Source organism: Streptomyces sp. CA-278952 (assembly GCF_028747205.1).
Classification (GTDB): Bacteria; Actinomycetota; Actinomycetes; order Streptomycetales; family Streptomycetaceae; genus Streptomyces.
The window spans coordinates 7,866,522-7,887,664 of record NZ_CP112880.1 but is presented as its reverse complement, the minus strand read 5'-3'; the positions used below and the strand labels follow the sequence as shown (position 1 = coordinate 7,887,664).

Annotated in this window: 18 protein-coding genes and 2 pseudogenes; 13 read left to right on the top strand and 7 right to left on the bottom strand. The window is 71.3% G+C overall.

From position 1 onward, the window contains the following. Positions 1 to 98 precede the first annotated feature (98 nt). From N7925_RS34550 to rho, 3 genes are all read left to right on the top strand, one after another. Positions 99 to 587, top strand: coding sequence for a MarR family winged helix-turn-helix transcriptional regulator (locus N7925_RS34550; protein WP_274346229.1), 489 nt, complete (start codon positions 99 to 101; stop codon positions 585 to 587). Further along, positions 584 to 1,879, top strand: coding sequence for an MFS transporter (locus N7925_RS34545; RefSeq protein ID WP_274346228.1), 1,296 nt, complete (start codon positions 584 to 586; stop codon positions 1,877 to 1,879). Before N7925_RS34550 ends, N7925_RS34545 begins: the two co-directional genes overlap by 4 nt. Positions 1,880 to 2,246: 367 nt before the next feature. After that, a complete protein-coding gene (gene rho, locus N7925_RS34540) occupies positions 2,247 to 3,386 on the top strand; it encodes a transcription termination factor Rho (RefSeq protein WP_274346227.1) in 1,140 nt (379 codons plus the stop codon). Between the two features lie 43 nt (positions 3,387 to 3,429). Here the strand turns inward: rho and pgm are convergent, their stop codons facing one another. Both pgm and N7925_RS34530 read right to left on the bottom strand, forming a co-directional pair. Then, positions 3,430 to 5,073 (bottom strand): phosphoglucomutase (alpha-D-glucose-1,6-bisphosphate-dependent), encoded by a 1,644-nt coding sequence (gene pgm, locus N7925_RS34535; protein ID WP_265603452.1) that lies wholly within the window; start codon positions 5,071 to 5,073, stop codon positions 3,430 to 3,432. A gap of 215 nt (positions 5,074 to 5,288) precedes the next feature. Next, positions 5,289 to 6,356, bottom strand: a complete 1,068-nt coding sequence (locus tag N7925_RS34530) for a chitinase (RefSeq protein WP_274346226.1) — start codon at positions 6,354 to 6,356, stop codon at positions 5,289 to 5,291. A 257-nt stretch (positions 6,357 to 6,613) separates the two neighbouring features. Here N7925_RS34530 and N7925_RS34525 point away from each other — a divergent pair, with 257 nt between their 5' ends. Then, positions 6,614 to 7,162 (top strand): CchlQ, encoded by a 549-nt coding sequence (locus N7925_RS34525; protein ID WP_274346225.1) that lies wholly within the window; start codon positions 6,614 to 6,616, stop codon positions 7,160 to 7,162. A 15-nt stretch (positions 7,163 to 7,177) separates the two neighbouring features. On the opposite strand, the gene N7925_RS36295 is transcribed toward N7925_RS34525, so the two are convergent. Continuing rightward, positions 7,178 to 7,399: a hypothetical protein gene (locus N7925_RS36295; protein ID WP_443032326.1), complete on the bottom strand. Its 222-nt coding sequence runs from the start codon at positions 7,397 to 7,399 to the stop codon at positions 7,178 to 7,180. A 252-nt stretch (positions 7,400 to 7,651) separates the two neighbouring features. On the opposite strand from N7925_RS36295, the gene N7925_RS34515 reads away from it, so the two are divergent. Beyond that, positions 7,652 to 8,605, top strand: coding sequence for a DUF3048 domain-containing protein (locus tag N7925_RS34515; protein WP_274346224.1), 954 nt, complete (start codon positions 7,652 to 7,654; stop codon positions 8,603 to 8,605). Between the two features lie 87 nt (positions 8,606 to 8,692). Here the strand turns inward: N7925_RS34515 and eno are convergent, their stop codons facing one another. Next, a complete protein-coding gene (eno, locus tag N7925_RS34510) occupies positions 8,693 to 9,997 on the bottom strand; it encodes a phosphopyruvate hydratase (RefSeq protein ID WP_274346223.1) in 1,305 nt (434 codons plus the stop codon). Between the two features lie 200 nt (positions 9,998 to 10,197). Between eno and N7925_RS34505 the strand changes: the two genes are divergently transcribed. The 4 genes and pseudogenes from N7925_RS34505 to N7925_RS36290 all read left to right on the top strand — a co-directional run. Beyond that, a complete protein-coding gene (locus N7925_RS34505) occupies positions 10,198 to 10,620 on the top strand; it encodes a MarR family winged helix-turn-helix transcriptional regulator (RefSeq protein ID WP_274346222.1) in 423 nt (140 codons plus the stop codon). Between the two features lie 163 nt (positions 10,621 to 10,783). After that, a complete protein-coding gene (locus N7925_RS34500; RefSeq protein WP_274346221.1) occupies positions 10,784 to 11,413 on the top strand; it encodes a DUF4158 domain-containing protein in 630 nt (209 codons plus the stop codon). Between the two features lie 70 nt (positions 11,414 to 11,483). Next, positions 11,484 to 12,320 carry an alpha/beta fold hydrolase gene (locus tag N7925_RS34495; protein ID WP_274346220.1) on the top strand — a complete coding sequence of 279 codons (837 nt, stop codon included), beginning with the start codon at positions 11,484 to 11,486 and terminating at the stop codon, positions 12,318 to 12,320. 443 nt (positions 12,321 to 12,763) lie between these two features. Then, positions 12,764 to 12,892, top strand: a pseudogene (locus N7925_RS36290) (hypothetical protein); the annotation flags it as partial. 1 nt (position 12,893) lies between these two features. Here N7925_RS36290 and N7925_RS36285 read toward each other — a convergent pair. After that, positions 12,894 to 13,076, bottom strand: a complete 183-nt coding sequence (locus tag N7925_RS36285; RefSeq protein ID WP_274346219.1) for a hypothetical protein — start codon at positions 13,074 to 13,076, stop codon at positions 12,894 to 12,896. Between the two features lie 89 nt (positions 13,077 to 13,165). Here N7925_RS36285 and N7925_RS36280 point away from each other — a divergent pair. Then, positions 13,166 to 13,273, top strand: a pseudogene (locus N7925_RS36280) (hypothetical protein); the annotation flags it as partial. A 351-nt stretch (positions 13,274 to 13,624) separates the two neighbouring features. Here N7925_RS36280 and N7925_RS34480 read toward each other — a convergent pair. Continuing rightward, positions 13,625 to 14,515 (bottom strand): NAD(P)-dependent oxidoreductase, encoded by an 891-nt coding sequence (locus N7925_RS34480; RefSeq protein WP_265603443.1) that lies wholly within the window; start codon positions 14,513 to 14,515, stop codon positions 13,625 to 13,627. Beyond that, positions 14,508 to 15,404, bottom strand: coding sequence for an NAD(P)-dependent oxidoreductase (locus N7925_RS34475; protein WP_274346218.1), 897 nt, complete (start codon positions 15,402 to 15,404; stop codon positions 14,508 to 14,510). Before N7925_RS34475 ends, N7925_RS34480 begins: the two co-directional genes overlap by 8 nt. 152 nt (positions 15,405 to 15,556) lie before the next feature. Between N7925_RS34475 and N7925_RS34470 the strand changes: the two genes are divergently transcribed. The 3 genes from N7925_RS34470 to N7925_RS34460 all read left to right on the top strand — a co-directional run bounded on the left by N7925_RS34470 (position 15,557) and on the right by N7925_RS34460 (position 21,119). Beyond that, positions 15,557 to 18,670 (top strand): BTAD domain-containing putative transcriptional regulator, encoded by a 3,114-nt coding sequence (locus N7925_RS34470; protein ID WP_274346217.1) that lies wholly within the window; start codon positions 15,557 to 15,559, stop codon positions 18,668 to 18,670. A gap of 698 nt (positions 18,671 to 19,368) precedes the next feature. Next, complete coding sequence (locus tag N7925_RS34465) at positions 19,369 to 19,896, top strand: DinB family protein (protein ID WP_265603439.1); 528 nt, start codon at positions 19,369 to 19,371, stop codon at positions 19,894 to 19,896. 113 nt (positions 19,897 to 20,009) lie between these two features. Next, positions 20,010 to 21,119 carry an alpha/beta hydrolase-fold protein gene (locus N7925_RS34460; RefSeq protein ID WP_274346216.1) on the top strand — a complete coding sequence of 370 codons (1,110 nt, stop codon included), beginning with the start codon at positions 20,010 to 20,012 and terminating at the stop codon, positions 21,117 to 21,119. Positions 21,120 to 21,143: the final 24 nt, after the last annotated feature.

The window sequence follows — 21,143 nt, the reverse complement described above, 5'->3', positions numbered from 1 at the left end:
GGGTGGAGACGCGGGGCGGCCGTTCACGGGCCCGCCACCGCTCCCGTGCCGCTGGACGGAACGCGGGAAAATTACCACAGCGCTGTTATATTAGCGCTGTGACACATTCCGATCCCACAGTGCGCCCCGACCCCTGGCACTCCCTCCACGAACTTCTGGCAGCCATGGACGCCGAGATCGAGCAGGTCTACGTCGAGCGGGGCATCGAGGGCGTACGGCCCCGATTCGTCTATCCGTTGATCCGGCTCGCGCACACCGGACCGCTGACCATCCGCGAGCTGGCGGAGTCCCTGGGGCGCTCGCACTCCGCGATCAGCCAGACCGTCGCCGCCATGCGCAACGCGGGGCTCGTCACCTCCGAGCCCGGCCCCGACGCCCGCACCCGGCGGATCGACCTCACCGACCGCGGCCGGTCGCTGGTGCCGTTCCTGGAGGCGGAGTGGCGCGCCACCCACAGTACGGTCGCCGAGCTGGACGGCGAGGTCCCGTACGCGATGACCGCCGTCGTCGAGGAGGTGCGGCGGGCCCTGGAGCGCAGGTCTATGCGGCAGCGGATCCTCCACCACCTGACCGAGCCATCCCGATGAAGCGGCGTGTCGGCGGCCCGTTCCTCGACACCCGCCCGCTCCGGGGCAATCAGCCGTTCCGCGACCTGTGGATCGGCACCTCCGCCTCCCAACTCGGCGGTCAGACAGCCAACGTGGCGGTGCTGGCCCAGGTCTGGGAGTTGACGGGCAGCCCGGTGGGCACGGGCGCCATCGGGCTCGCCACCGGTCTGCCGATGGTGCTGTTCGGCCTGCTCGGCGGGTCCCTGGCCGACGCCTATGACCGCCGTACGGTGGTCCGGGCCACCACCGCGGGACAGGTACTGGCCGCCGCGGGGCTCTGCGCCCAGGCCCTGGCGGACAACCGCAGCGTCCTGGTGCTGCTCGCCCTGGTTGCCGTGGGAACGAGTTGCGGCGCGCTCGGCGCACCCGCCCGACGCACCCTCCCGGTCCGGCTCCTGCCGGGCGACCAGGTGGCGGCCGGGCTCGCGTTGACCAACGTCTCCTTCCAGACGGCGATGCTGGCCGGCCCCGCGCTGGCGGGGCTGATCATCGCCGGCTGGGGCTTCCCCGCCGCGTACGCGGCCCAGGCCGTGGCCATGACGGTCGCGCTGCTCGCGGTGGTCCGCCTGCCCGCCATGCGCCCCGAGGGCACCGACGCGGCAGACGCCAAACCCCGGACGGAGCGCGGCGGCTGGCTGATCGTGCTGCGCCGCCCGACGCTGTGGGGCTCGATGGCCACCGACCTGTCCGCGACGCTGCTGGCCATGCCCATCGCACTCTTCCCCCTGGTCAACGAGATCCGCTTCGGCGGAGACCCGCGGACCCTCGGCCTGTTCCTCTCCGCCGTCGCGGTCGGAGGAATCACGGCCGGCCTGCTCTCCGGCACGGTGACGCGCCGGCGCCGCGCCGGTCTCGTGCAGCTGTACGCGGCAGGGATCTGGGGGCTGGCACTGGCCTGTTTCGGCCTGGCGGGGCCCTTGTGGCTGGCGCTGTGCTGTCTGGCGGTGGCGGGCGCAGCCGACACCGTTTCCGTCGTCACCCGCAGTGCGCTGATCCAGTTGGAGACCCCGGACGCCTGTCGGGGGCGGGTCTCCTCGGTGGAGCACGTCATCGGCGTCGCGGGCCCCGAACTCGGCAACTTCCGCGGCGGCCTGGTGGCGTCGGCCACCTCGGCCTCCTTCTCGCTGGTCTCCGGAGGACTGGCCGCCGTCCTGGCGATCGCCGCCGTGTACGCGACCAACAAGCCCCTTCGCGCCTACCGCACGCCGATCGCCCCCGAGCAGCCGTCCGCCCCCAAGGCCCTCGCCCCGGCGGCAGCGACAACCGATTAGGCCGACTCAGACGCGGCTCGGACGCCGACAGCCGGCACGCGGACGGTCGGCACGACGACGGGCGCCCCGTCGGAGGTCGCGGTGAGGATCTCCGCCTCGATGCCGTACCGATGTGCCGACGGATGTACCGTCGCGCTCCCGGCGCACAGTGGTACAGTGCGATAAGCACGTGTGCATGCCCCTTCTCATCGGGCACCGGTGCTGATTCCTCTCCATCGCTGTCGCGCCCGTCCTTTCCGACCGGCGATCCAGCTTCTTCGCTGTCTCTCCGGCCCAGGGCTTCCGTGCCCCCGGTGCGTGGCGTGATGTCCGCCGCCCCTCCGTACGCCGGTCCCCTCATTCGCCTGTCCGCGAAAGGACCCCTCCCATGACCACCACACTCGAACGCCCCGTGACCGGGAAGCAGCGCCCCGTCCGGGTCGCCGGCCTTCTCGACACCGCCGACGACGGCCACGGCATGCTCCGTGTCCACGGCGGCCACCCCTCCCCCGACGACATCCAGGTATCGTCCGCCCTGATCCGCCGCCTCGGGCTGCGCAAGGGCGACGCCGTCGAGGGCGACTGCGACCGGCCGCGCGTCCTGTCCTCGGTCGACCTTGTGAACGGACTCGCCCCGCAGGACCTGCGGGGCCGCGCCAGCTTCCGCGATCTGACGCCGGTGCACCCCCGCGAGCGGCTGCGCCTGGAAACGCCGCACGGCGGGCCCGCACCGCGCGTCGTCGATCTCGTCTCCCCCGTCGGCAAGGGCCAGCGCGGCCTCATCGTCGCACCGCCCCGGACGGGGAAGACCGTGCTGCTGCAGCAGTTGGCCGCCGCCGTCGCCACCAACCACCCGGGGGCCCACCTGATGGTGGTGCTGCTCGACGAGCGGCCCGAGGAGGTCACGGACATGCGCCGCTCCGTACGCGGCGAGGTGTACGCGTCGACCTTCGACCGGCCCGCGCGGGAGCACATCGCCCTGGCCGAACTCGCCGTCGAGCGCGGCCGTCGCCTCGTCGAGCAGGGCCGGGACGTGGTGATCCTGCTGGACTCCCTCACCCGGCTGTGCCGGGCCCACAACAACGCGGCCCGCGCGGGCGGCCGGACTCTCAGCGGTGGCGTCGACGCGGCGGCCCTGTCCGGCCCCAAGAAGCTGTTCGGCGCGGCCCGTTGTGCCGAGGAGGGCGGTTCGCTGACCATCCTGGCGACGGCCCTCGTGGAGACGGGTTCGCGGGCCGACGACTTCTTCTTCGAGGAGCTGAAGGGCACCGGCAACATGGAGCTGCGCCTGGACCGCTCCGCCGCCGAAGCGCGGATCTTCCCGGCCGTCGACGTCACCCGCTCCGGCACCCGTCGTGAGGACCTTCTCTTCGGTCAGGGCGAGTTGGCGGCCGTGAGGGCCCTGCGCCGCGCCCTGAGCACGCGGGACGGCCAGGGCGCCCTTCAGGTGCTGCTCGACAGGGTCCGGCGCACCCCGGACAACGCGGCCTTCCTGCGGCAGGTGCAGCCGACGGTGCCGGACGCCTGAGCGCGCCCGGCACCGGTCGGCGTGCCGGATCCGGACGAAGGGCTCAGGCGTCGCCGAGTGCTTCGGAGACCAGCGCCCGGGCCTCCTCCTGGACCCGGGCGAGGTGGCCGGGCCCCTGGAAGCTCTCCGCGTACACCTTGTAGACGTCCTCGGTGCCCGAGGGGCGGGCGGCGAACCAGGCGCTGTCGGTGCAGACCTTGAGGCCGCCGATCGCCGCTCCGTTGCCGGGGGCCTCGGTGAGGACGGCGGTGACGGGCTCTCCGGCCAGGGTGTCGGCCTTGACCTGCTGCGGGGAGAGCCGGGCCAGGACGGCCTTCTCCTCACGGGTGGCGGGTGCGTCGACGCGGGCGTACGCCGGGTCGCCGAAGCGGCCGGTGAGCCGCGCGTAGTGCTGGGAGGGGGTGGAGCCGGTGACGGCGGTGATCTCGGAGGCGAGGAGGGCCAGCAGGATGCCGTCCTTGTCCGTGGTCCAGACCCGGCCGTCGCGGCGCAGGAAGGAAGCCCCGGCGGACTCCTCGCCGCCGAAGCCGAGGCTGCCGTCGTAGAGGCCGTCGACGAACCACTTGAAGCCGACCGGGACCTCCACCAGGGTGCGGCCGAGGTCGTGGGCGACCCGGTCGATCATGGACGAGGAGACCAGCGTCTTGCCGATGCCGGTCCCGGCGGCCCAGCCGTCGCGGTGGGTGTAGAGGTAGTCGATGGCGACGGCCAGGTAGTGGTTGGGGTTCATCAGGCCGCCGTCGGGGGTGACGATCCCGTGCCGGTCGGCGTCGGCGTCGTTCCCGGTGGCGATGGCGTACGCGTCGCGCTGGGCGATCAGCGAGGCCATGGCGTGCGGGGACGAGCAGTCCATGCGGATCCTGCCGTCCCAGTCCAGCGTCATGAACCGCCAGGTGGGGTCGGCGAGCGGGTTGACGACGGTGAGGTCGATCCGGTGGCGTTCCGCGATCCGCCCCCAGTAGGCGACGGACGCGCCGCCGAGGGGGTCGGCGCCGATGCGGATGCCCGCGTCCCGTACGGCGTCGAGGTCGAGGGCGGAGGGCAGGTCGTCGACGTACGCGGTCAGGAAGTCGTACCGGTGGGTGGTGTCGGCGGCCAGCGCCTGGGCGTACGGCGTCCGGCGGACCACTCCGAGTCCGGCCTTGATCAGGGCGTTGGCCCGGTCCTGGATCCAGGAGGTGGCGTCGGAGGCGGCCGGTCCCCCGTTCGGCGGGTTGTACTTGAAGCCGCCGTCGGCGGGCGGGTTGTGCGAGGGGGTGACCACGATGCCGTCGGCCAGGTGCTCGGTGCGGCCGTGGTTGTACCTGAGGATGGCGTGGGAGACGGCGGGGGTCGGGGTGTAGCCGTCCTCGCTGTCGATGAGGACGGTGGCCCCGTTGGCGGCGAGCACCTCCAGGGCGGTGACCCGGGCGGGTTCGGACAGCGCGTGGGTGTCCGCGCCGAGGAACAGGGGCCCGTCGGTGCCCTGGCGGGCGCGGTAGTCGCAGATCGCCTGAGTGGTCGCGGCGATGTGGTCCTCGTTGAACGCGGCGGCGAACGCGGAGCCGCGGTGGCCGGAGGTCCCGAAGGCCACCCGCTGGGCGGGCTCGGCGGGATCGGGGTGGAGGGCGTAATAGGCCGTCACCAGCCGTGCCACGTCGACCAGATCTGCGGGCTGCGCCGGGTGACCGGCCCGTTCGTGCACCATCAGGGCTCCTCATACGTCTTCGTCGTCGGCCGGCCCGCGGGGAGACGGGCCCGGCGCACCGGGAAACGATCACCCCGGTCCGTACCCGATTCTGCTCCCCCGGCCGCTCCGGTGCGCGACCGGTTCACGCCTTCCTCGTGTCGCTCCCCGGCCGGAGCGGCACCGCGCCCCCGGTCCGGAGCGGACCGGGGGCGCTGAAGCGTACGGGCGGGGACTCAACGGCCCTGGAGGGACCTCACGTTGTCGCCGAAGGTCCAGTTCTTGGAGCCGTCCCAGTTCAGGGACCAGGTCATCAGCCCCTTGAGGGAGCCGTTGTAGTGGTTCCAGGCCTGCGAGACGAGCCCGGTGGACATGTGGCCGCCGCCGGCGCCGGGCTGGGCGGGGAGGCCGGGGACCTGCTTGTCGTAGGGCACCTTGATGGTGGTGCCCTGGATGACCAGCCCCTTGTTCAGGCAGTCGGTCTGGGCGGTGAAGCCCGCGACGGTGCCGGCGGAGTAGGAGTCGCCGGAGCAGCCGTACATGCTGCCGTTGTAGTACTGCATGTTCAGCCACCAGAGGCGGCCGCTGTCGGCGTACTTCTTGATGATGGGCAGGTACGAGCCCCAGATCGAGCCGTAGACGACGCTGCCGCCGGTGACGTACGCCGTCTCGGGGGCCATGGTGAGACCGAAGTTCGGCGGCATCGCGGCGAGGACGCCGTCGATGATGCGGATGAGGTTGGACTGCGACGCGGACAGCTGGTTGATGTTGCCGCTGCCGACGAGGCCGGTCTCGATGTCGATGTCGATGCCGTCGAAGTTGTACTTCTTCAGGATCGGGACGATCGTCTCGACGAACCGGTCGGCCACCCTGCTGGAGCTGAGATCGATCCCAGCCGCGGCTCCGCCGATCGACATCAGGGTGGTGAGGCCGGCGGCCTTGGCCTGACACATCTCGGCGGGGGTGGCGACCTTGACGGTGCGGTCCATGCCGTCCTCCCAGAGGACGGTGCCGTCGGAGCGGATGACGGGGAAGGCCGCGTTGATGACGTTGTAGCCGTGCTGGGCGATGCGGGAGTCCGTAATCGGGATCCAGCCGAGCGGCGGGTGCACGCCGTTAGCCGCCCCGTCCCAGTTCTCCCAGTACCCCTGAAGCACCTTGCCCGTGGGCTTCGACTTGACCGCGCAGGTCTCGGCAGCCGCGATGTTCGTCTCCGCGGACTTCGGCGGCGCGGCTCCGACCAACATCGGTACGACGAGTGCCGCGGCCAGGCCGAGGCCCAGCAGTCGTGATGTACGCCCCATGATCCGTATGTCCTTCCAGCCCGGGCCCGCCGCCGACGGGACGAAAGGTTCGCCCCGTCCCGCCCTGTGTCGTGACCCTGTCAAATCGTAGAATGGTCCAGACCTTCGGTCAAGAGGTCTGGACCAGGCCGTCCGCCCGAGCCGGCCCCGCCGCCATGGGCCGCCCGCGAGCCCGCTTCCGGGAAACCCGGTGGCGGGGCTCCGGCGGGGATAGATTCGGGGCTGTAGGACCGTGATCGTTTCCGGGGGGAAGAATCATGGACTGGGGCACGCTCGTGGCGACGGTGAGCGGCGGTTTCATCGCCATATCGGGCACCGTGCTGGCCGACCGCCTGCGCCAGCGCCATGAGAAGGACCGCGGGGCGGAGGAGCGGCGGCGCGCGGTCTACATCGAGTTCATCGCCGCCGTCGGGAGATGCCACACCCGGCTGCGCGGCATAGCCCAGGCGCAGGATCCGGCGGTCGACCCGGACCTGGCCGCCCGAGCGGCCCTCGACGAGGCGGCCGTCCACGAGGTCCGCGAGCGGTTCTTCATCGACGCCTCCGCCGACGTGGCCGGCGCCGGGCAGGCGATGTTCCAGCAGCTGCGCGCCGTCCAGCGCGTCGTGGCCACGGGCGCCACGCACACCTCGTCGGCCTTCCACGACGCCTACCACCCCTACCTCGACATGGTGTGGGCCTACCGGGTGGCGGTGCGCGGCGAGCTGAAGGACCGGACGTTCTCGCCCGCGTCCTTCGGGTGGGACGCCTGGGACGGCAAGGAGCGGTGCCCGGTGTGCCGGGGGGAGCTCACTGCGGGGGCGTGACCTGACCCGGTGCCGTCACCTGGCGCCCCGTTCCTGGCGGGGCACCGTGCGCACGCCGTCGTGGAGCGAATGGGCCATGATCACGGGTCCGTGGTAGGTGCCGTCGTTGATGGTGGTGTGGTTCATCGACACGGTGGTACCGGCGGGCTGCCGGGGCGCCGGCTCGTCGAGCAGACCGCGCAGTTCCTCCGCGGCCTCGGGGTTGTCGCGCAGGGCCCGGCGGAGCCTCTCCGCCACTCTGCGGCGACGTCCGCGACACCGTCCTCGTCGCCGTTCCGGCTGCCGCGAGCAGTTCCTCGCGGGACTCCTCCAACTCCGCGTCGATCGCGTCGACGTCCTCGCCCCGCGCCAGGAACCGGGCCACCGTCTGCGCGCCTGCCGGCGGTCGTACAACCATGCCGACGCCCGATGCGTGATGATGGATGAGGGGCCGCGACACGACGGCGTTGCGCCGACACCGCCGGCCGACGCCCCGGAAGGGCGGTCGCCATGTCCGCAGCCGAGATCAGGACTTCGGCCGCAGTGCTGTTCACCGCGCTCCTGCTGGCCGTCACGGCCGCGTGCACGGGCGGGGACGGTTCCTCCACCTCGCCCCGCAGCAGCTCTCCCTCCGGGGCGGGCCGGGCCGTACTCGCCGTGAAGATCGACAATGTGGGGCCCGCACGCCCCCACACCGGTCTGGAGCGGGCCGACATCGTCTACGTCGAGCAGGTGGAGGCCGGCCTGAGCCGGATCCTCGCCGTGTACTCCTCCGCCCTGCCGCCGGTCATCGGCCCGGTGCGCAGCGCGCGGGAGACCGATCTCGAGCTGCTGCGGCAGTTCGACCGGCCGGCGCTGGCCTTCTCGGGGGCCCAGAGCAGGCTGCTGCCGGTCATCGACCGAGCGCCGCTGGACCCCGTGCCGCCCTCGGAGGCGCCCGGGGCGTACTTCCGGGGTCCGGACCGGCCCGCGCCGCACAATCTCTATCTGCGGCCGCAGCGGATCCCGTTCGAGGCCTCCGGGGTGAACGCCGTCGGGGAGCTGGGGCTGGAGGTCGGCGCGCCGCCCCGCGGCGGGGAGCGGGAGGACAGCCGTACGGTTCGCTATCCGTCCGCGTCCGTGACGTTCACCTGGTCCGCCGAACGCGAGCGGTGGCTCGTCTCCCTGGACGGCTCCCCCGCCCGCACCACCGAGGACGACCGGCTCGGAGCCGGGACGGTCGTCGTCCAGGACGTGACCGTACGGCCGTCGGACTTCCGCGACCGGTCCGGGAACAGCAGCCCGTTCACCGAGACCGTGGGCTCGGGAGACGCGGTCGTCCTGCGGGACGGCCGGGCGTACGAAGCCCGGTGGACGCGGAGCGCGGCCGACGCGGACACCGTGTACACCACCCCCGACGGACAGCGCGTCGATCTCGCCGAAGGGCCGCTGTGGATCCTGTACGCGCCGCGCGGGGGCGCCTGAGCGGCGGCTCTGCGAAGCGCCCGCAGGGGCACCCCGGGCGGCGGGGTCGGCGGGGTCGGCCCCACGGCCCGGGGTCTCCGCGCCCGGCTACCGGGAGCGGGACAGCAGTGTCCCGCCCGCGTACTGGGCCGACTGCCCCAACTCCTCTTCGATCCGGATGAGTTGGTTGTACTTGGCCGTGCGGTCGGAGCGGGACAGCGAGCCGGTCTTGATCTGGCCGCAGCCGGTCGCGACCGCCAGGTCCGCGATCGTGGTGTCCTCCGTCTCGCCGGAGCGGTGGGACATCACGGCGCTCCAGCCCGCACGGCGGGCGGTGGCGACCGTGGCGAGGGCTTCGGTCAGGGTGCCGATCTGGTTGACCTTCACCAGGACCGAGTTGCCGACGCCGGTCCGGATTCCCTCGCGCACCTGCGCCTCGTCGGTGCAGAACACGTCGTCGCCGGTGAGCTGGCAGCGGTCGCCGACGCGGGTGGTCAGCTCGCGCCAGCCGTCCATGTCGTCCTCGGCCATCGGGTCCTCGATGGAGACGACCGGGTACGCGTCGATCAGCTTGGCCAGGTAGTCGACCTGCTCGGAGGGGGTGCGGCGCACACCCTCGCCCGCGTACACGTACGCGCCGTCGCGGAAGAACTCCGACGAGGCCGGATCCATGATCAGACCGATGTCCGCACCGGGACGGTACCCGGCGCGCTCGACGGCGCTCATCACGAAGTCGAGCGCCTCCTCCGCCGTGCGCAGCGCGGGCGCGAAGCCGCCTTCGTCGCCGACGCCGGTGGCGTGCCCGGCGGCGAGCAGGTCGCGTCGCAGGGTGTGGAAGATCTCGGAGCCCATGCGGACGGCTTCCGCGAAGGTCTGCGCGCCCACCGGCGCGATCATGAACTCCTGGAAGTCCAGCGGATTGTCGGCGTGCGCGCCGCCGTTGATGATGTTCATCATCGGCAGCGGGAGAAGACGGGCGTCGGCGCCGCCGAGGTAGCGGTAGAGCGGCTGGCGGTGGGCCGCCGCGGCGGCCTTCGCGGCGGCGAGGGAGACCCCGAGGATCGCGTTCGCTCCGAGCCGGGACTTGTCGGGGGTGCCGTCGAGCGCGACGAGCGCGGCGTCCAGGCCGGCCTGGTCGTCCGCGTCGCGGCCCACGACCGCGGCGGCGATCTCCTCGTTGACGTGGGCGACCGCACGGTCGACGCCCTTGCCGTGCCACTGCCCGGGGTCGCCGTCGCGCAGTTCCAGGGCCTCCCGCGCGCCGGTGGACGCGCCGGACGGGACCGCGGCGCGGCCGAGGGACCCGTCGGCGAGGCGGACGTCGGCCTCGACGGTGGGGTTGCCCCGGCTGTCGATGATCCGGCGGGCGGTGACGGACTGGATGACGGTGGGCTCAACTGCCTTGGGGGCCATGCGAGGTCCTTCCGAAGTCACACGCCGCGGCACTCTTGCGACAACGCCGGCGCGAGCCGCGACGACAGAACTCTACAGCAAGGCTGTTCAGATGTGCTGTTCAGGTTGGCTGTTGGGTCTTGCTGTTCCCCTGTACTGACCGGCTCCGCTCCGCAGGCCACCCGCGAGGACCCACTGCCGATCACGGGTTAAAGTGCCCTATGCCGACCCCGGAACCCGCCACCGTCGCCGCCGATCTGCGCGTCGCCATGGGCAGACTCGCGCGGCGCGTGAAGCAGGAGGACCGGATCCCGCACGGTCAGGTCGCCGTTCTGGGCGTCCTCGACCGGGACGGGGCCATGACCACCAGCGACCTCGCGGCGGACCAGCGCGTGCGCCCCCAGTCGATGGCCCGCGCCGTCGGACTCCTCATGGACCAGGGTCTCGTCGTCCGCCGGGCGCACCCGACGGACGGCCGCAAGTCCCTCGTCGACCTCTCCGACGTGGGGCGGGCGGCGCTGGACGCGGAGCGCGACCGCCGCGCCGACTGGCTCGCGCGGGCCATCGACCTCGAACTCGACGAGGACGAGCAGGAGACGCTCGCGCGCTGCGCCGCCCTGATGGAACGGCTCGCCGCGTACTAGGGCGCGTATCGCGTCGTGATCAATCTGCGGGACTTGCCTATGCGGCCCTGTTCTCGTATAGCTACCGCCAGGTGGCGTGTAGCGCTGAGTAACCGCCATAGCCCTCGTTTCCCCGCGCTGACCGCCTCGTTGAGCTGAACGAGTGACAGCGAGGGGTGGATGGATGCGGCAGGACTGGGAGCCGGAAGACCTGATCGAGGTCTGGACGCTGCTCGAAGACGACAGGAAGAAGGTACGGAACAAATCGGGGGCGACTCGGTTGGGCTTCGCGTTGTCACTCAAGTTTTTCGAGGTGGAGGCCCGATTCCCGGAGTCCGCCAAGGAGATGCCCGCGGCGGCGGTGAACTACGTGGCCCAGCAGGTGAAAGTTCCCGCCGGGGCGTGGGCGGACTACGACTGGCAGGGTGACCGGATCAAGCGGCACCGCAAGGAGATCCGGGAGGCGTACGGGTTTAGGGCGAACACCGAGGAGGACCAGGAGCGGCTGGGCGAGTGGCTGGCCGCTGAACTGTGTCCGCTGGAGCTGTCGCGGGATCGGCTGGCGGAGGCTGTGGTGGCCCGGTGCCGTAACGACCACATCGAGCCGCCGGCCCCGGGGCGGGTCCGGCGGCTGGTGGGCAAGGCGGTCAAGGACTTCGGGGACCAGTTCTGCCGCAGCAGGGCGCCCCCTGTTACGACGTGGGCAAGGCGGTCAAACGAGAAGATGCGACGGGTACGGGCGGATGGCCACGATGACGGGGGCCACGGCCGCTCGGCGCACGAGGTTCAGAATGCGAAGCTGCGGGACCGATGAGTTTTCCGCCGAGCCGCTGTCACATCTGCATCAGGAGGACGGCACCTCCACGTGAAGCGGAGAGAAAAGCATGTCAGCAACTCGCGAGTCGGCGGCCACGGTGAAGTCGACGGTTTTCTCGAGCGACGGAACCCCCATCGCGTTTGAGCAGTCCGGCAGCGGGCCTACGGTAATCCTGGTGTCCTCGGCGCTGGCCGACCGCTCCGACACCAAGAAGCTCGCCGGCCTCCTCGCCCCGCACTTCACTGTCGTCAACTACGACCGCCGCGGCCGGGGCGCCAGCGGCAACAGCGCCGACTACACAGTGCGGCGCGAGATCGACGACATCGCGGCGCTGATCGAGCATGCAGGCGGTTTTGCCTCGGTGTTCGGCAGTTCGTCCGGTGCGGTACTCGCCCTGCGCGCCGCCGCGGCCGGCCTGAACATCAACCGGCTCGCGCTCTACGAGCCGCCCTTCGCCGTCGCCCCCAGCGACTTCGGACCGCCGAAGGACTTCGCACGGCACATCGACGGTCTGATCGCCGAGGACCGGCGCAGCGAGGCGGTCAAGACCTTCATGACCAAGGCCCAGGGTATGCCCGCGTTTATGGTCGGATCGATGCGGCTGATGCCCGGAGTGTGGTCGAACCTCAAGGCAATGGCCCACACCCTGCCCTACGACATCGCGGTCATGGGCGACACCCAGCAGGGCAAACCCCTCACCGCCGAGGTGTGGTCGCCCGCGACTGCACCGACCCTCGTCATGACCGGCTCCAAGAGCCCAGACGGCTTCCAGAGCGCCGCGCGAGCGGTCACGGAGGTGCTGCCCGACGCCGACCATCACACGCTCCAGGGCCTCAATCACGGAGCGGTGGTCATGGCGCCCAAGAAACTCGCGCCGAAGCTCATTGAGTTCCTTCAAGGCTGAGCTTGTTCTTGATCTTCTGGCTTCGAACGGCGTCCCGACTTTGTTCACCCAGGCGGGGGTCCGGCGGATACGGGGACGGCCTTGGCGTGATCCTTCGTGCTGACCAGAGTGCGAGTTTCACCACGTCGCAAGACGCCGTCCAAGGCCGCCAGAGCTGAGTCTGCTGCGTCACGATGTCCGGCGGGAAGCGTTCGCGGAGGCGTGACGCTTCCGGGGCAACTTCTACGCATGTCTGGCCGCCCTGCGTGAAGAACTGTTCGACTCCTGCGACGCGATGCTGGCGCCGACGGGCCGGTCATCTCTCGGGTGGGCCTGACCAGGCTGCCTGAACACCGCGGTGGTCACAGCGCGTTGTACGGCGCTCTCAACCGCGGCGGGATTGACGTCGACCGTCTGCGGACGGTGCTGGCCGGGTTGCCGCTGTCACGTTTCGAGGGGGGCGCCTGGTCCTGGCGGTCGACGTCAGCCCGTGGCTGCGTTCGGACGCGCCGTGCTCGGCGGATCGATTGTTCTGTCATGTCTACGGGTCCAAGGGTGGGCGAAGTCCGCGTCGCAGCTCATCCCGGGCTGGCTCTACTCGTTCGTCGCCGTCCTGGAGCCCGGCGCCACGTCGTGGACCGGGATCTTGGACGTGGTCCGGCTCGGGCCCGCCGACGACGCGACCGCGGTCACTGCCGCCCGGCTGAGGGCCGTGGTGGAACGGCTCGTCGCGGCCGGCCGGTGGCAGCCCGGGGCCCCGGACATCACGATCGTCATGGACGCCGGCTACGACGTCACCGCCTGGCCTGGGTGTGCTGCGGGATCTTCCCGTCGAGTTGGTCGGCCGGATCCGCGGCGACCGGGTGATGCGCCTGCCGAAGCCGCCCCGCTACGACCCCAAGGGCGGCCGCCCGCCAACGCACGGGCCGGAGTTCCGCTTCACCAAGCCCGAGACGTGGCCCGAACCCTCCGTGAGCACGGCCACCGCCACCACCAACTACGGCAAGGCCGAAGCCCAGGCGTGGGACCGGGTCCACCTGGACCACCCCGAAACTCCGTACTCCCGAGGCGGCGGATCGGTGGACCTGGCTCCTGGTCGTCGCGCACACTCAGCTCAGGCTTGCCCGCCCGCCGGCGGCCGACCTCCGCCGACCCTGGGAGAAACCGGCCGAACCTGCACGGCTCACCCCGGCCCGGGTCCGCCAAGAACCGACGCCCGGCACCCCGCTACGACGTGGGCAAGCCCGTCAATCGTCCAGAAACCCTCAAGGCCATCGGCCGACCCGGAAGATAAAGACCAAGCTCAGTCGTCCCGCGCTCTGCGTTCATTGCGCCGCAGTACCTCGTGCTTTCAGCAGCTCGAACACGCTGGAGAAGCTGTCCTGCCCGTGGCCGTCGGCCGCCCGTCTGTCGAGCAGGGCCTTCAACGGCTCATGGACGTCGGTGGCAATGCCCCTGGCTCTGCTGAACTGGATGAGGCTGTCGACCCCGGCACGGTTGAGGTCGACCGTGGAGACCCCGCCTGCATACGCCGATTTACCTGCCTCGCGCGCCAGTTCGGGCAGGAACTCGGCCATCCCGTACAGCCATCGGGCCGCCAGCGGGGCGAACACCTCAGGGGTGGTACCGGCCTGTTCGAGCAGTGCTGCGGCGTGCAGAAACCCGGTGAGGGCCGCGTACCCCGTACCCAGCAGGGCCAAGTCGTGGATCTCCGCAGAACCGGGGTCGATGCCGAAGTAGTGGGCCGGCGCCATCACCTCCAGCTCGCGCCGGTACGTGGTGTAGGCACGCCGGGAACCGCTGTAGAGGAAGAAGCCCTCCGGAGTGGCGACCGTCTCAGGGAGGGCCATCATGGCGCCGTCGAGGTAGTCGGCGCCGTGCCCGGCGGTCCAGGCGGCCAGGTCACGGGCGTGGTCGGGGGTGCTGTTGGCGAGGTTGACCAGGGTGCGGCCCCGCAAGGTGGAGGCGGCGGGACCGAGGGCCTGTCGGACCGCGGCGTGGTCGAGGAGCGGGGCGATCACCAGTGAGCCGGCCGCGACCGCCTCGGCCGTAGTGGTCGCGCGGATCGCGCCTCGTGCGACGAGCGCATCGGCCTTGGCGGCGGTGCGGTTCCATACGGTGGTCGGGTAGCCGGCGTCGAGGAATGCGGAGGCGATCGGAGCGCCCATGCGGCCGAGGCCCAGGACCGTGACGTGGGGCTTGGTCGGTTCAGGCATTCCGCTCGCCCTTCGTGATCGTCTCGATGACGCTGGCGATGCCGCTGGAGCCGTGTCCGGTGGCCGCCGCCCGTTCCAGCAGGCTCCCGATCAGCTCCGGAACGTCGGTGCCGAGGCCCGCGGCCCGGCTGGTGTCCAAGAGGTGCTCCATCGCTGCCGCGTGCACCTCCACCGTGCCGTCGTCGTCCGGGAAGTCCCCGTTCTCGATCTGGCGGGCGTGGTCGGACATCAGCGAGGTGACGAACGGCATGTGCCCCGTCGCCACCGCCGCGAAGGCGGCCGGGTCGACGCCCGCCACGCCCGCCAGGGCGACGGCGTGGTAGAAGCCCGCAAGCGCACCCCAGGCCAGACCGAAGAGCGCCGTGTCGTACACCGGGGCCAGCGCCGGATCGGCACCGAGGTGGACGGAGTTGCCCAGGCTCGCCAACACCGTCCGGTGGGTAGCGAAAGCCTGTGGGGAACCGCTGAAGACGAACAGCGCCTCGGGCCGCCCGACAAGGCGGGTGCCGCTCATGGCAGCGCCGTCGAGGTAGCCGGCGCCGTGCCCGGCCGCCCAGTCGGCCATCCCTGCGGCGTCCTCCGGAGTGCCGGAGGTCAGGTTCACCAGGACCCGGCCGCGCAGTCGCGGCGCCACTGGCCCGAGCAGATCGCTCACGGTGGTGTAGTCCGGCAGACTGACCACGACCAGGGGACTCGCGGCGACCGCCTCATCCACGGTCGTCGCATGGACGGCGCCCTGGGCGACGAGTGCGTCGGCCTTCGCGGCGGAGCGGTTCCATACGGTCGTGGCGTAGCCGGCGGTGAGGAATGCCTGGGCGAGCCGGGTCCCCATCTGTCCCAGGCCGATCACGGACACCGTGGACTGCTCGTGGTTCTCGTTCTCCGACATGAAGTGTCTCCTGGTTCCTTGCTTCTTCGGCTGGGGGCACCGGACGGTTCGTTCGGTGTGTCCTCACTGTGCCGACCGGTGCTGGCGGGGCTCTGTCGGTGCGCTGTCGGTCCCCGGACGGCGGCTGTCAGCCGGCCGGATACCGTGCAGCCATGTACTTCTCGGTGCTCGGCCCGCTCGCTGCCCGGACAACTGACGGCCAGGCGGTCGACGTGCCTGAGGCGAAGGTGCGCGCCTTGCTGGCCGCTCTGCTCGTCCACGCGGGACAGCCGGTCTCGGCCGACCGGCTCGTGGACGATCTGTGGGGCGAGCGGCTGCCCGGAAATCCTGCCGGTGCGCTGCAGACGAAAATCTCGCGGCTGCGCCGCGCCCTGGCGCGGGCCGAACCCGGGGCCGAGACACTGGTGGAGTCGAGGCCCGCGGGATATCTGCTGCGTACCGGCCCCGGAGATGTGGACTCCCACCGGTTCACCGACCTGACCGCGACGGCGTACGGCACCGAGGACCCGCGCACCAGGGCGGATCTGCTGACCGAAGCGCTGGAGTTGTGGATGGGGGAAGCCTTCGCCGGCCTGGGCGACCTGAAGTTCCTGCGCGCTGCGGCCGGACGCCTTGACGAGCAGCGCCTCACCGCCCAGGAGGCGCTCGCCGAGACCCGTCTTGAACTGGGTCAACACCACGCACTGATCGGCGAGCTGGGGGAGCTTTCGGCCCGTCATCCGTTGCGGGAGCGGCTGCGCGCCGTCCAATTGCGTGCGCTGTACCGGGCTGGGCGGCAGTCCGAAGCGCTGTCCGTGTACGACGAACTGCGCAAGCAGCTGGCCGACGAACTGGGCGTGGACCCCGGGCCGGAACTGGCCGCCGTGCACCAGTCGATCCTCGAACACGATGTGGCCCTTCAGCCGCCCCCGGCCTCCCCGAAGAGGAGGTACGGCGACCTGCCGGCTCCGCTCACCGAACTCGTCGGCAGGAAGGAGGCGCTGTCCGCACTGGGTGAACTTCTCGCCGCCCACCGACTGGTGACACTCACCGGCCCCGGCGGGGTGGGCAAGACCCGCCTGGCGGAGGAAGCGGCCGGCCTTGCCGCCGGCGCCTACCCCGACGGCGTACGGATGGTCGGGCTCGCCGGATCCACCGAGGTGGCCGAGCAGCTCAGCGCCGCCCTGGGCGTACGGGAAGAGGGGACGGTAGGGCTGGAGGATGCACTGCGTTCCAGGCGCATCCTCCTGCTCCTCGACAACTGCGAGCACGTGATTGACTCGGCGGCCGACGTCGTACGCCGGGTCCTGGCCGCCGCACCCGGGCTTGGCGTCCTGGCCACCAGCAGGGAACCTCTCGGCCTGGCCGCAGAGATGGTGTGGACTGTGCCACCCCTGCCGCAGGCCGACGCCGCAGAGCTGTTCGCCGCGCGGGCCGCAGCCCATGCACCCGGATTCGCCGTCACCGAGGAGAACGCGGAGGCCATCGCGACGATCTGCCGCCGCCTCGACCGCATACCCCTGGCCCTGGAACTGGCCGCCACCCGCGTCCATGCGTTGGGAGTGCACGAACTGTGCTCCCGCCTCGACGACAGGTTCCGTCTCCTCGCCGGCGGCCGACGAGGCGTGCCACCGCGCCAACGCACCCTCCGAGCGGTGATCGACTGGAGCTGGGAGCTGCTCAGCGACGACGAGCGGATTCTCCTGCGCCGGCTGGCCGTCTTCGCCGATGGCTGCACTCTCGAAGCGGCCGAGGCGGTGTGCGCCGGCGATGACCAGGACGTCCTCGGCCCCCTGATCCGCCTGGTGGATCGCTCACTCGTCACCGTGACCGACGGCCTTCGCTACCGGCTGCCGGAATCGATCGCGGCCTACGCCCATGAACGCCTGACGGAAGCAGGCGAGTCCAGGGCCCTCGAACTGCACCACCAGACCTACTACACCGAGCTCGCCGAGCAGGCTGCAGCCAGGCTCTGCGGCCCTGAGCAACAGAGCTGGCTGTCGCGCCTCGACCACGAAAGCGCCAACCTGCGCACGGCCCTGGAACGCGCCGTGCAGCGGAAGGAGGCCACCGGGGCCCTACGCATGGCACTCGCCTCGACCTGGTACTGGTTCCTGCGCGGCCGGCTGAGCGAGGCCCGGCGATCACTGCGGGAAGCCCTGCACATCAGCGGCGACACGCACCCGACCCTCCGTTCCCAAGCTGCTGTCTGGTGCGCCGGATTCACCCTGCTGACCGGGGAGGAACAGAACAATGCGGTCCATCCGCCCGACGGAACAGCCGACGGCGAGGCCGGTGGCGCACGTGCGGCATGGTTTCTCGGCTACGCCGCACTCAACGCGGGTGACGATCTGGCCCGCAGCGAGACTCTGGTGGACCACGCCCTGACCGACTTCCGCACAGCAGACGACCGCTGGGGCATCGCCGCAGCACAGAGCACCCGGGCCACCCAGGCCCTGCTGCGCGGCGACCTTGCCGCACTGCGCCGCAGTGCCGAGGGCAGCCACGCGCTCTTCGCGGAACTCGGCGATCGCTGGGGACAGTTGCAGACCACCTATCCACTGGCAGCACTGGCCGCGATCACCGGCGACTACACGCGCGCCGCACGCCTGCACCAGGAGGGTCTCCGCCTGGCCGAGGATCTGGGCTTCTGGCCGGATGCCGCCGACCGGCTCACCGGGCTGGGCAGGGTCGCCCTCCTGACCGGTGACTTCCCTCGGGCCACCGAGCTCCACCGCAAGGCGATGGCCTTGGCTGCCGAACACGGCTACGCAGCGGGCGAGATCCACGCCGAAATCGGCCTCGCCCTCACAGCCCGACGCGAGGGCGACTTCGACCGCGCCGAGAAGTACCTCCGCAAAACCCTCGCATGGCACCGCGAAGTCGACTTCGGCCCCGGCCCCGCACTCCTCCTCGCCGAACTCGGCTTCCTCGCCGAACAACGCGGTGACGCATCTGCGGCCCTGTCCCTGCACCACCAGGGCCTCTCCGTCGCCCGTGACAGCGGCGACCCCCGGGCTCTGGCTCTCGCCCACGAGGGCCTCGCCGGGGCATACGCCCTCGCGGACCAACCCGTGCAGGCCGCCCGCCTCCTGGGCACAGCTGCCCGGGCCCGGGAGTCCTCGGGCGCCGCGCTCCCGGAGGCCGAGCGCGGCGATGTCGAACGCATCACAACCAAGGCCCTCGCAATGCTGGGCACAGAGATGTTCGCTGCTGAGTTCTCTGTCGGCATCGATGACGATCGCAATCCGGAACGCCCTGACGGGGCGACAAGTAGAGAGGGCTGAGGAATCTGACACGATCATCATGGCCGAGGTCGAGTACACGAAGGGGGCTCGGTCAGCATCTCCCACAAACGACCCTTTCCCGGAGCAAGATCGAGAGCGGTCGGCGGAAGCGCCACGCTGGAAGGGCTCGACACCGCGGCCGCAAGGGGAAGCACGGCGGCCGGCCCCCGGTAATCACCGACGACATGCTGCACACCGTTTTGCGTCGCCGCGCGGGCGGCGAGACGGTCGAGCAGATCCAGCCCGACCTGATCATCCCCCCGGCCGCCGTAAGGGGCAAAGCCCCAGCCTCTCCAGCATCTACCGAGCTCTTGCCGAGCACGAGAAGCAGAAGGCGTATCCAGATGCCGTCACCGCAGCACACCCCGACTTCGCCGCCCTCCGGCAGCACGACCGCAGTCCCGGATAGTTACTCAGCGCTACACTCCACCTGGCGGTAGCTATACGAGAACAGGGCCTATGCCGTACGGGGCGTCCAGGTAGATCGTTGCATACGCCACAGGTGCAACTACCGGACGCGGAACGCACGTTCGTCGAGCCGCACCCGCCAACCGCGATGATGCTCATAATCGCCGACCGGCCACCTGAAACGCCCAGCCACAACTCCGTACACGCCCTGGAACCAGGGCCCGCCGTCCAGGCCCGGACTGCGGGAAAAGCGCGTTGCCGGGGGCGTACGGGTGTGTCAGGGTCGCCCGGTGAACGCTTCGCGATGTGACCTTCTGCGCCGCCAGTTCGATCTGACCTGGTCGCTGTTCGAGTACCACCTGGAGCGGCTCGACACCGAGGACTTCCTCTGGGAGCCGACGTCGTTGTGCTGGACAGTGCACCTGCGGGCCGACGGCCGGTGGATGCCGGACTGGGCGGAGACGGAGCCGGACCCCGTTCCGGTGCCGACGATCGGCTGGCTCAGCTGGCACATCGGCTGGTGGTGGAGCACGACGATCGAGCGGTCCCTGGGCCGCGAGCCCCGGGACCGCGAGGACGTCGCGTGGCCGGGCGACGCCGAGGGGGCGATCGGCTGGCTGCGTGAGCTCCGGGAGGCCTGGCTGGGGGTGCTGGACGGACTTGACGACGCGGCTCTCGACGCTGCCGCCCCGTCTCCCTGGGAACAGGGGCCGGACTACACCATGGCGCACATGGCCGCGTGGGTGAACGCCGAGCTGATGAAGAACGTCGCGGAGATCGGGCAGCTCCGGATGGTGCGCGCGGCCGCCTCCGGCTGACCGTCGGCCTTCGGGGACCGGATCGCCAACGCCCCTTCGGGGACGCTGGGTTAGGCTCACCTTATCCAGGGGGAGCCCAGCCTTGCCTCTTCCGCTCTCACAAGGAGACGCACATGCGTCCGGTGACCGACGAGAATCCGTTCGCCGCCTTCGGTCTCCCGGGCCGCCCGGGCAGCGACGCGTTCTGGGCAGCGGCTCGTACGCCCGCGTCGATCCCCGCCGACGGGGGATGGCGGACCCTCTTCCTGTGGCGTGGTTCCGAGGCGGTGCACGGCGACGGGCCCGTGCTCGACTTCGAGAGCTGGTCACCGCCTCTCCCGTTGCGCCGCTGGGGCGGTACGGATTGCTGGTACGCCGAAGTGCGGATGCCCGCGCGGCTACGGGTGACCTACCGCGTCATCGCCGGGGAGGCGGCCCACGCCGACCCGCTCAACCCGGTCGGCGCCGGGGTGGACCGTTCGGTCGCCGCGACTCCGGACGCCCCTGCCCAGCCGCACTGGCCCGCTCTCGGCGCGGACGACGTACTCCCCCTCCCCCGCACCCGGATCCGCTGGAGCAGCGACCGGCTCGGCGGACGGCGGACCGTGCGCGTCCACCCGGCGGGCGGAGGCGGTCCGGTGGTGCTGCTGCTCGACGGGGACGACTGGCTGTATCTGCACCCGGCCGTGACCGCGTTCGACGCGGCCGTCGCCGCGGGTGACATGCCTCCGGTGACGCTCGTGTTTCTGCCGGCCAAGGACCGCGAAGCCGAGTTCGCCTGCCGCCCCGAGCTGTGGGAGGCGGTCCGGGACGAACTGCTGCCGCTGGTAGCCGAGTCCGGCGCGCCGGCCCGCCTGGACCGGCTCGTGGTCGCCGGGCAGAGCCTGGGCGGTCTGAGCGCCCTGTACGCGGCTCTGGAGTTGCCGGACCTGGTCTCGCGGGTCGCCTGCCAGTCGGGGTCCTTCTGGTGGGCCCCCGGCATTGAGGCGTTGCCGGATCCGCTGGGCGGGGCCCTCGGCGGAGCCGTCGCCGAGCGGCTACGCCGGGGTGCCGACCTGTCGGGGCTGCGGTGCGCGTTCGACGTGGGCGAGCACGAGCGCCCGATGCTGCCGCACTGCGAGCTGACCGAGAAGCTGACCGAGCGGGCCGGCGCCACGGTCCGGGTATCGCGTTCGGCGTCCGGGCACGACCGGGCGGGCTGGCGGCACGCCCTGCTCAGGGACGTCGCCTGGGCTCTCGGCTGACAGGTTCCCGGAGCGTGCGCGGGC

What these genes read in the sequence shown, in the direction of transcription:
- eno (WP_274346223.1), bottom strand. Translation starts at nt 9,997, where the DNA reads ATGGCCCCCAAGGCAGTTGAGCCCACCGTCATCCAGTCCGTCACCGCC.
- N7925_RS34475 (WP_274346218.1), bottom strand. Translation starts at nt 15,404, where the DNA reads ATGTCGGAGAACGAGAACCACGAGCAGTCCACGGTGTCCGTGATCGGC.
- N7925_RS36285 (WP_274346219.1), bottom strand. Translation starts at nt 13,076, where the DNA reads ATGACGATCGTGATGTCCGGGGCCCCGGGCTGCCACCGGCCGGCCGCG.
- N7925_RS34545 (WP_274346228.1), top strand. Translation starts at nt 584, where the DNA reads ATGAAGCGGCGTGTCGGCGGCCCGTTCCTCGACACCCGCCCGCTCCGG.
- N7925_RS34530 (WP_274346226.1), bottom strand. Translation starts at nt 6,356, where the DNA reads ATGGGGCGTACATCACGACTGCTGGGCCTCGGCCTGGCCGCGGCACTC.
- rho (WP_274346227.1), top strand. Translation starts at nt 2,247, where the DNA reads ATGACCACCACACTCGAACGCCCCGTGACCGGGAAGCAGCGCCCCGTC.
- N7925_RS34495 (WP_274346220.1), top strand. Translation starts at nt 11,484, where the DNA reads ATGTCAGCAACTCGCGAGTCGGCGGCCACGGTGAAGTCGACGGTTTTC.
- N7925_RS34525 (WP_274346225.1), top strand. Translation starts at nt 6,614, where the DNA reads ATGGACTGGGGCACGCTCGTGGCGACGGTGAGCGGCGGTTTCATCGCC.
- N7925_RS34515 (WP_274346224.1), top strand. Translation starts at nt 7,652, where the DNA reads ATGTCCGCAGCCGAGATCAGGACTTCGGCCGCAGTGCTGTTCACCGCG.
- N7925_RS34500 (WP_274346221.1), top strand. Translation starts at nt 10,784, where the DNA reads ATGCGGCAGGACTGGGAGCCGGAAGACCTGATCGAGGTCTGGACGCTG.
- N7925_RS34505 (WP_274346222.1), top strand. Translation starts at nt 10,198, where the DNA reads ATGCCGACCCCGGAACCCGCCACCGTCGCCGCCGATCTGCGCGTCGCC.
- N7925_RS34480 (WP_265603443.1), bottom strand. Translation starts at nt 14,515, where the DNA reads ATGCCTGAACCGACCAAGCCCCACGTCACGGTCCTGGGCCTCGGCCGC.
- N7925_RS34460 (WP_274346216.1), top strand. Translation starts at nt 20,010, where the DNA reads ATGCGTCCGGTGACCGACGAGAATCCGTTCGCCGCCTTCGGTCTCCCG.
- pgm (WP_265603452.1), bottom strand. Translation starts at nt 5,073, where the DNA reads ATGGTGCACGAACGGGCCGGTCACCCGGCGCAGCCCGCAGATCTGGTC.
- N7925_RS34470 (WP_274346217.1), top strand. Translation starts at nt 15,557, where the DNA reads ATGTACTTCTCGGTGCTCGGCCCGCTCGCTGCCCGGACAACTGACGGC.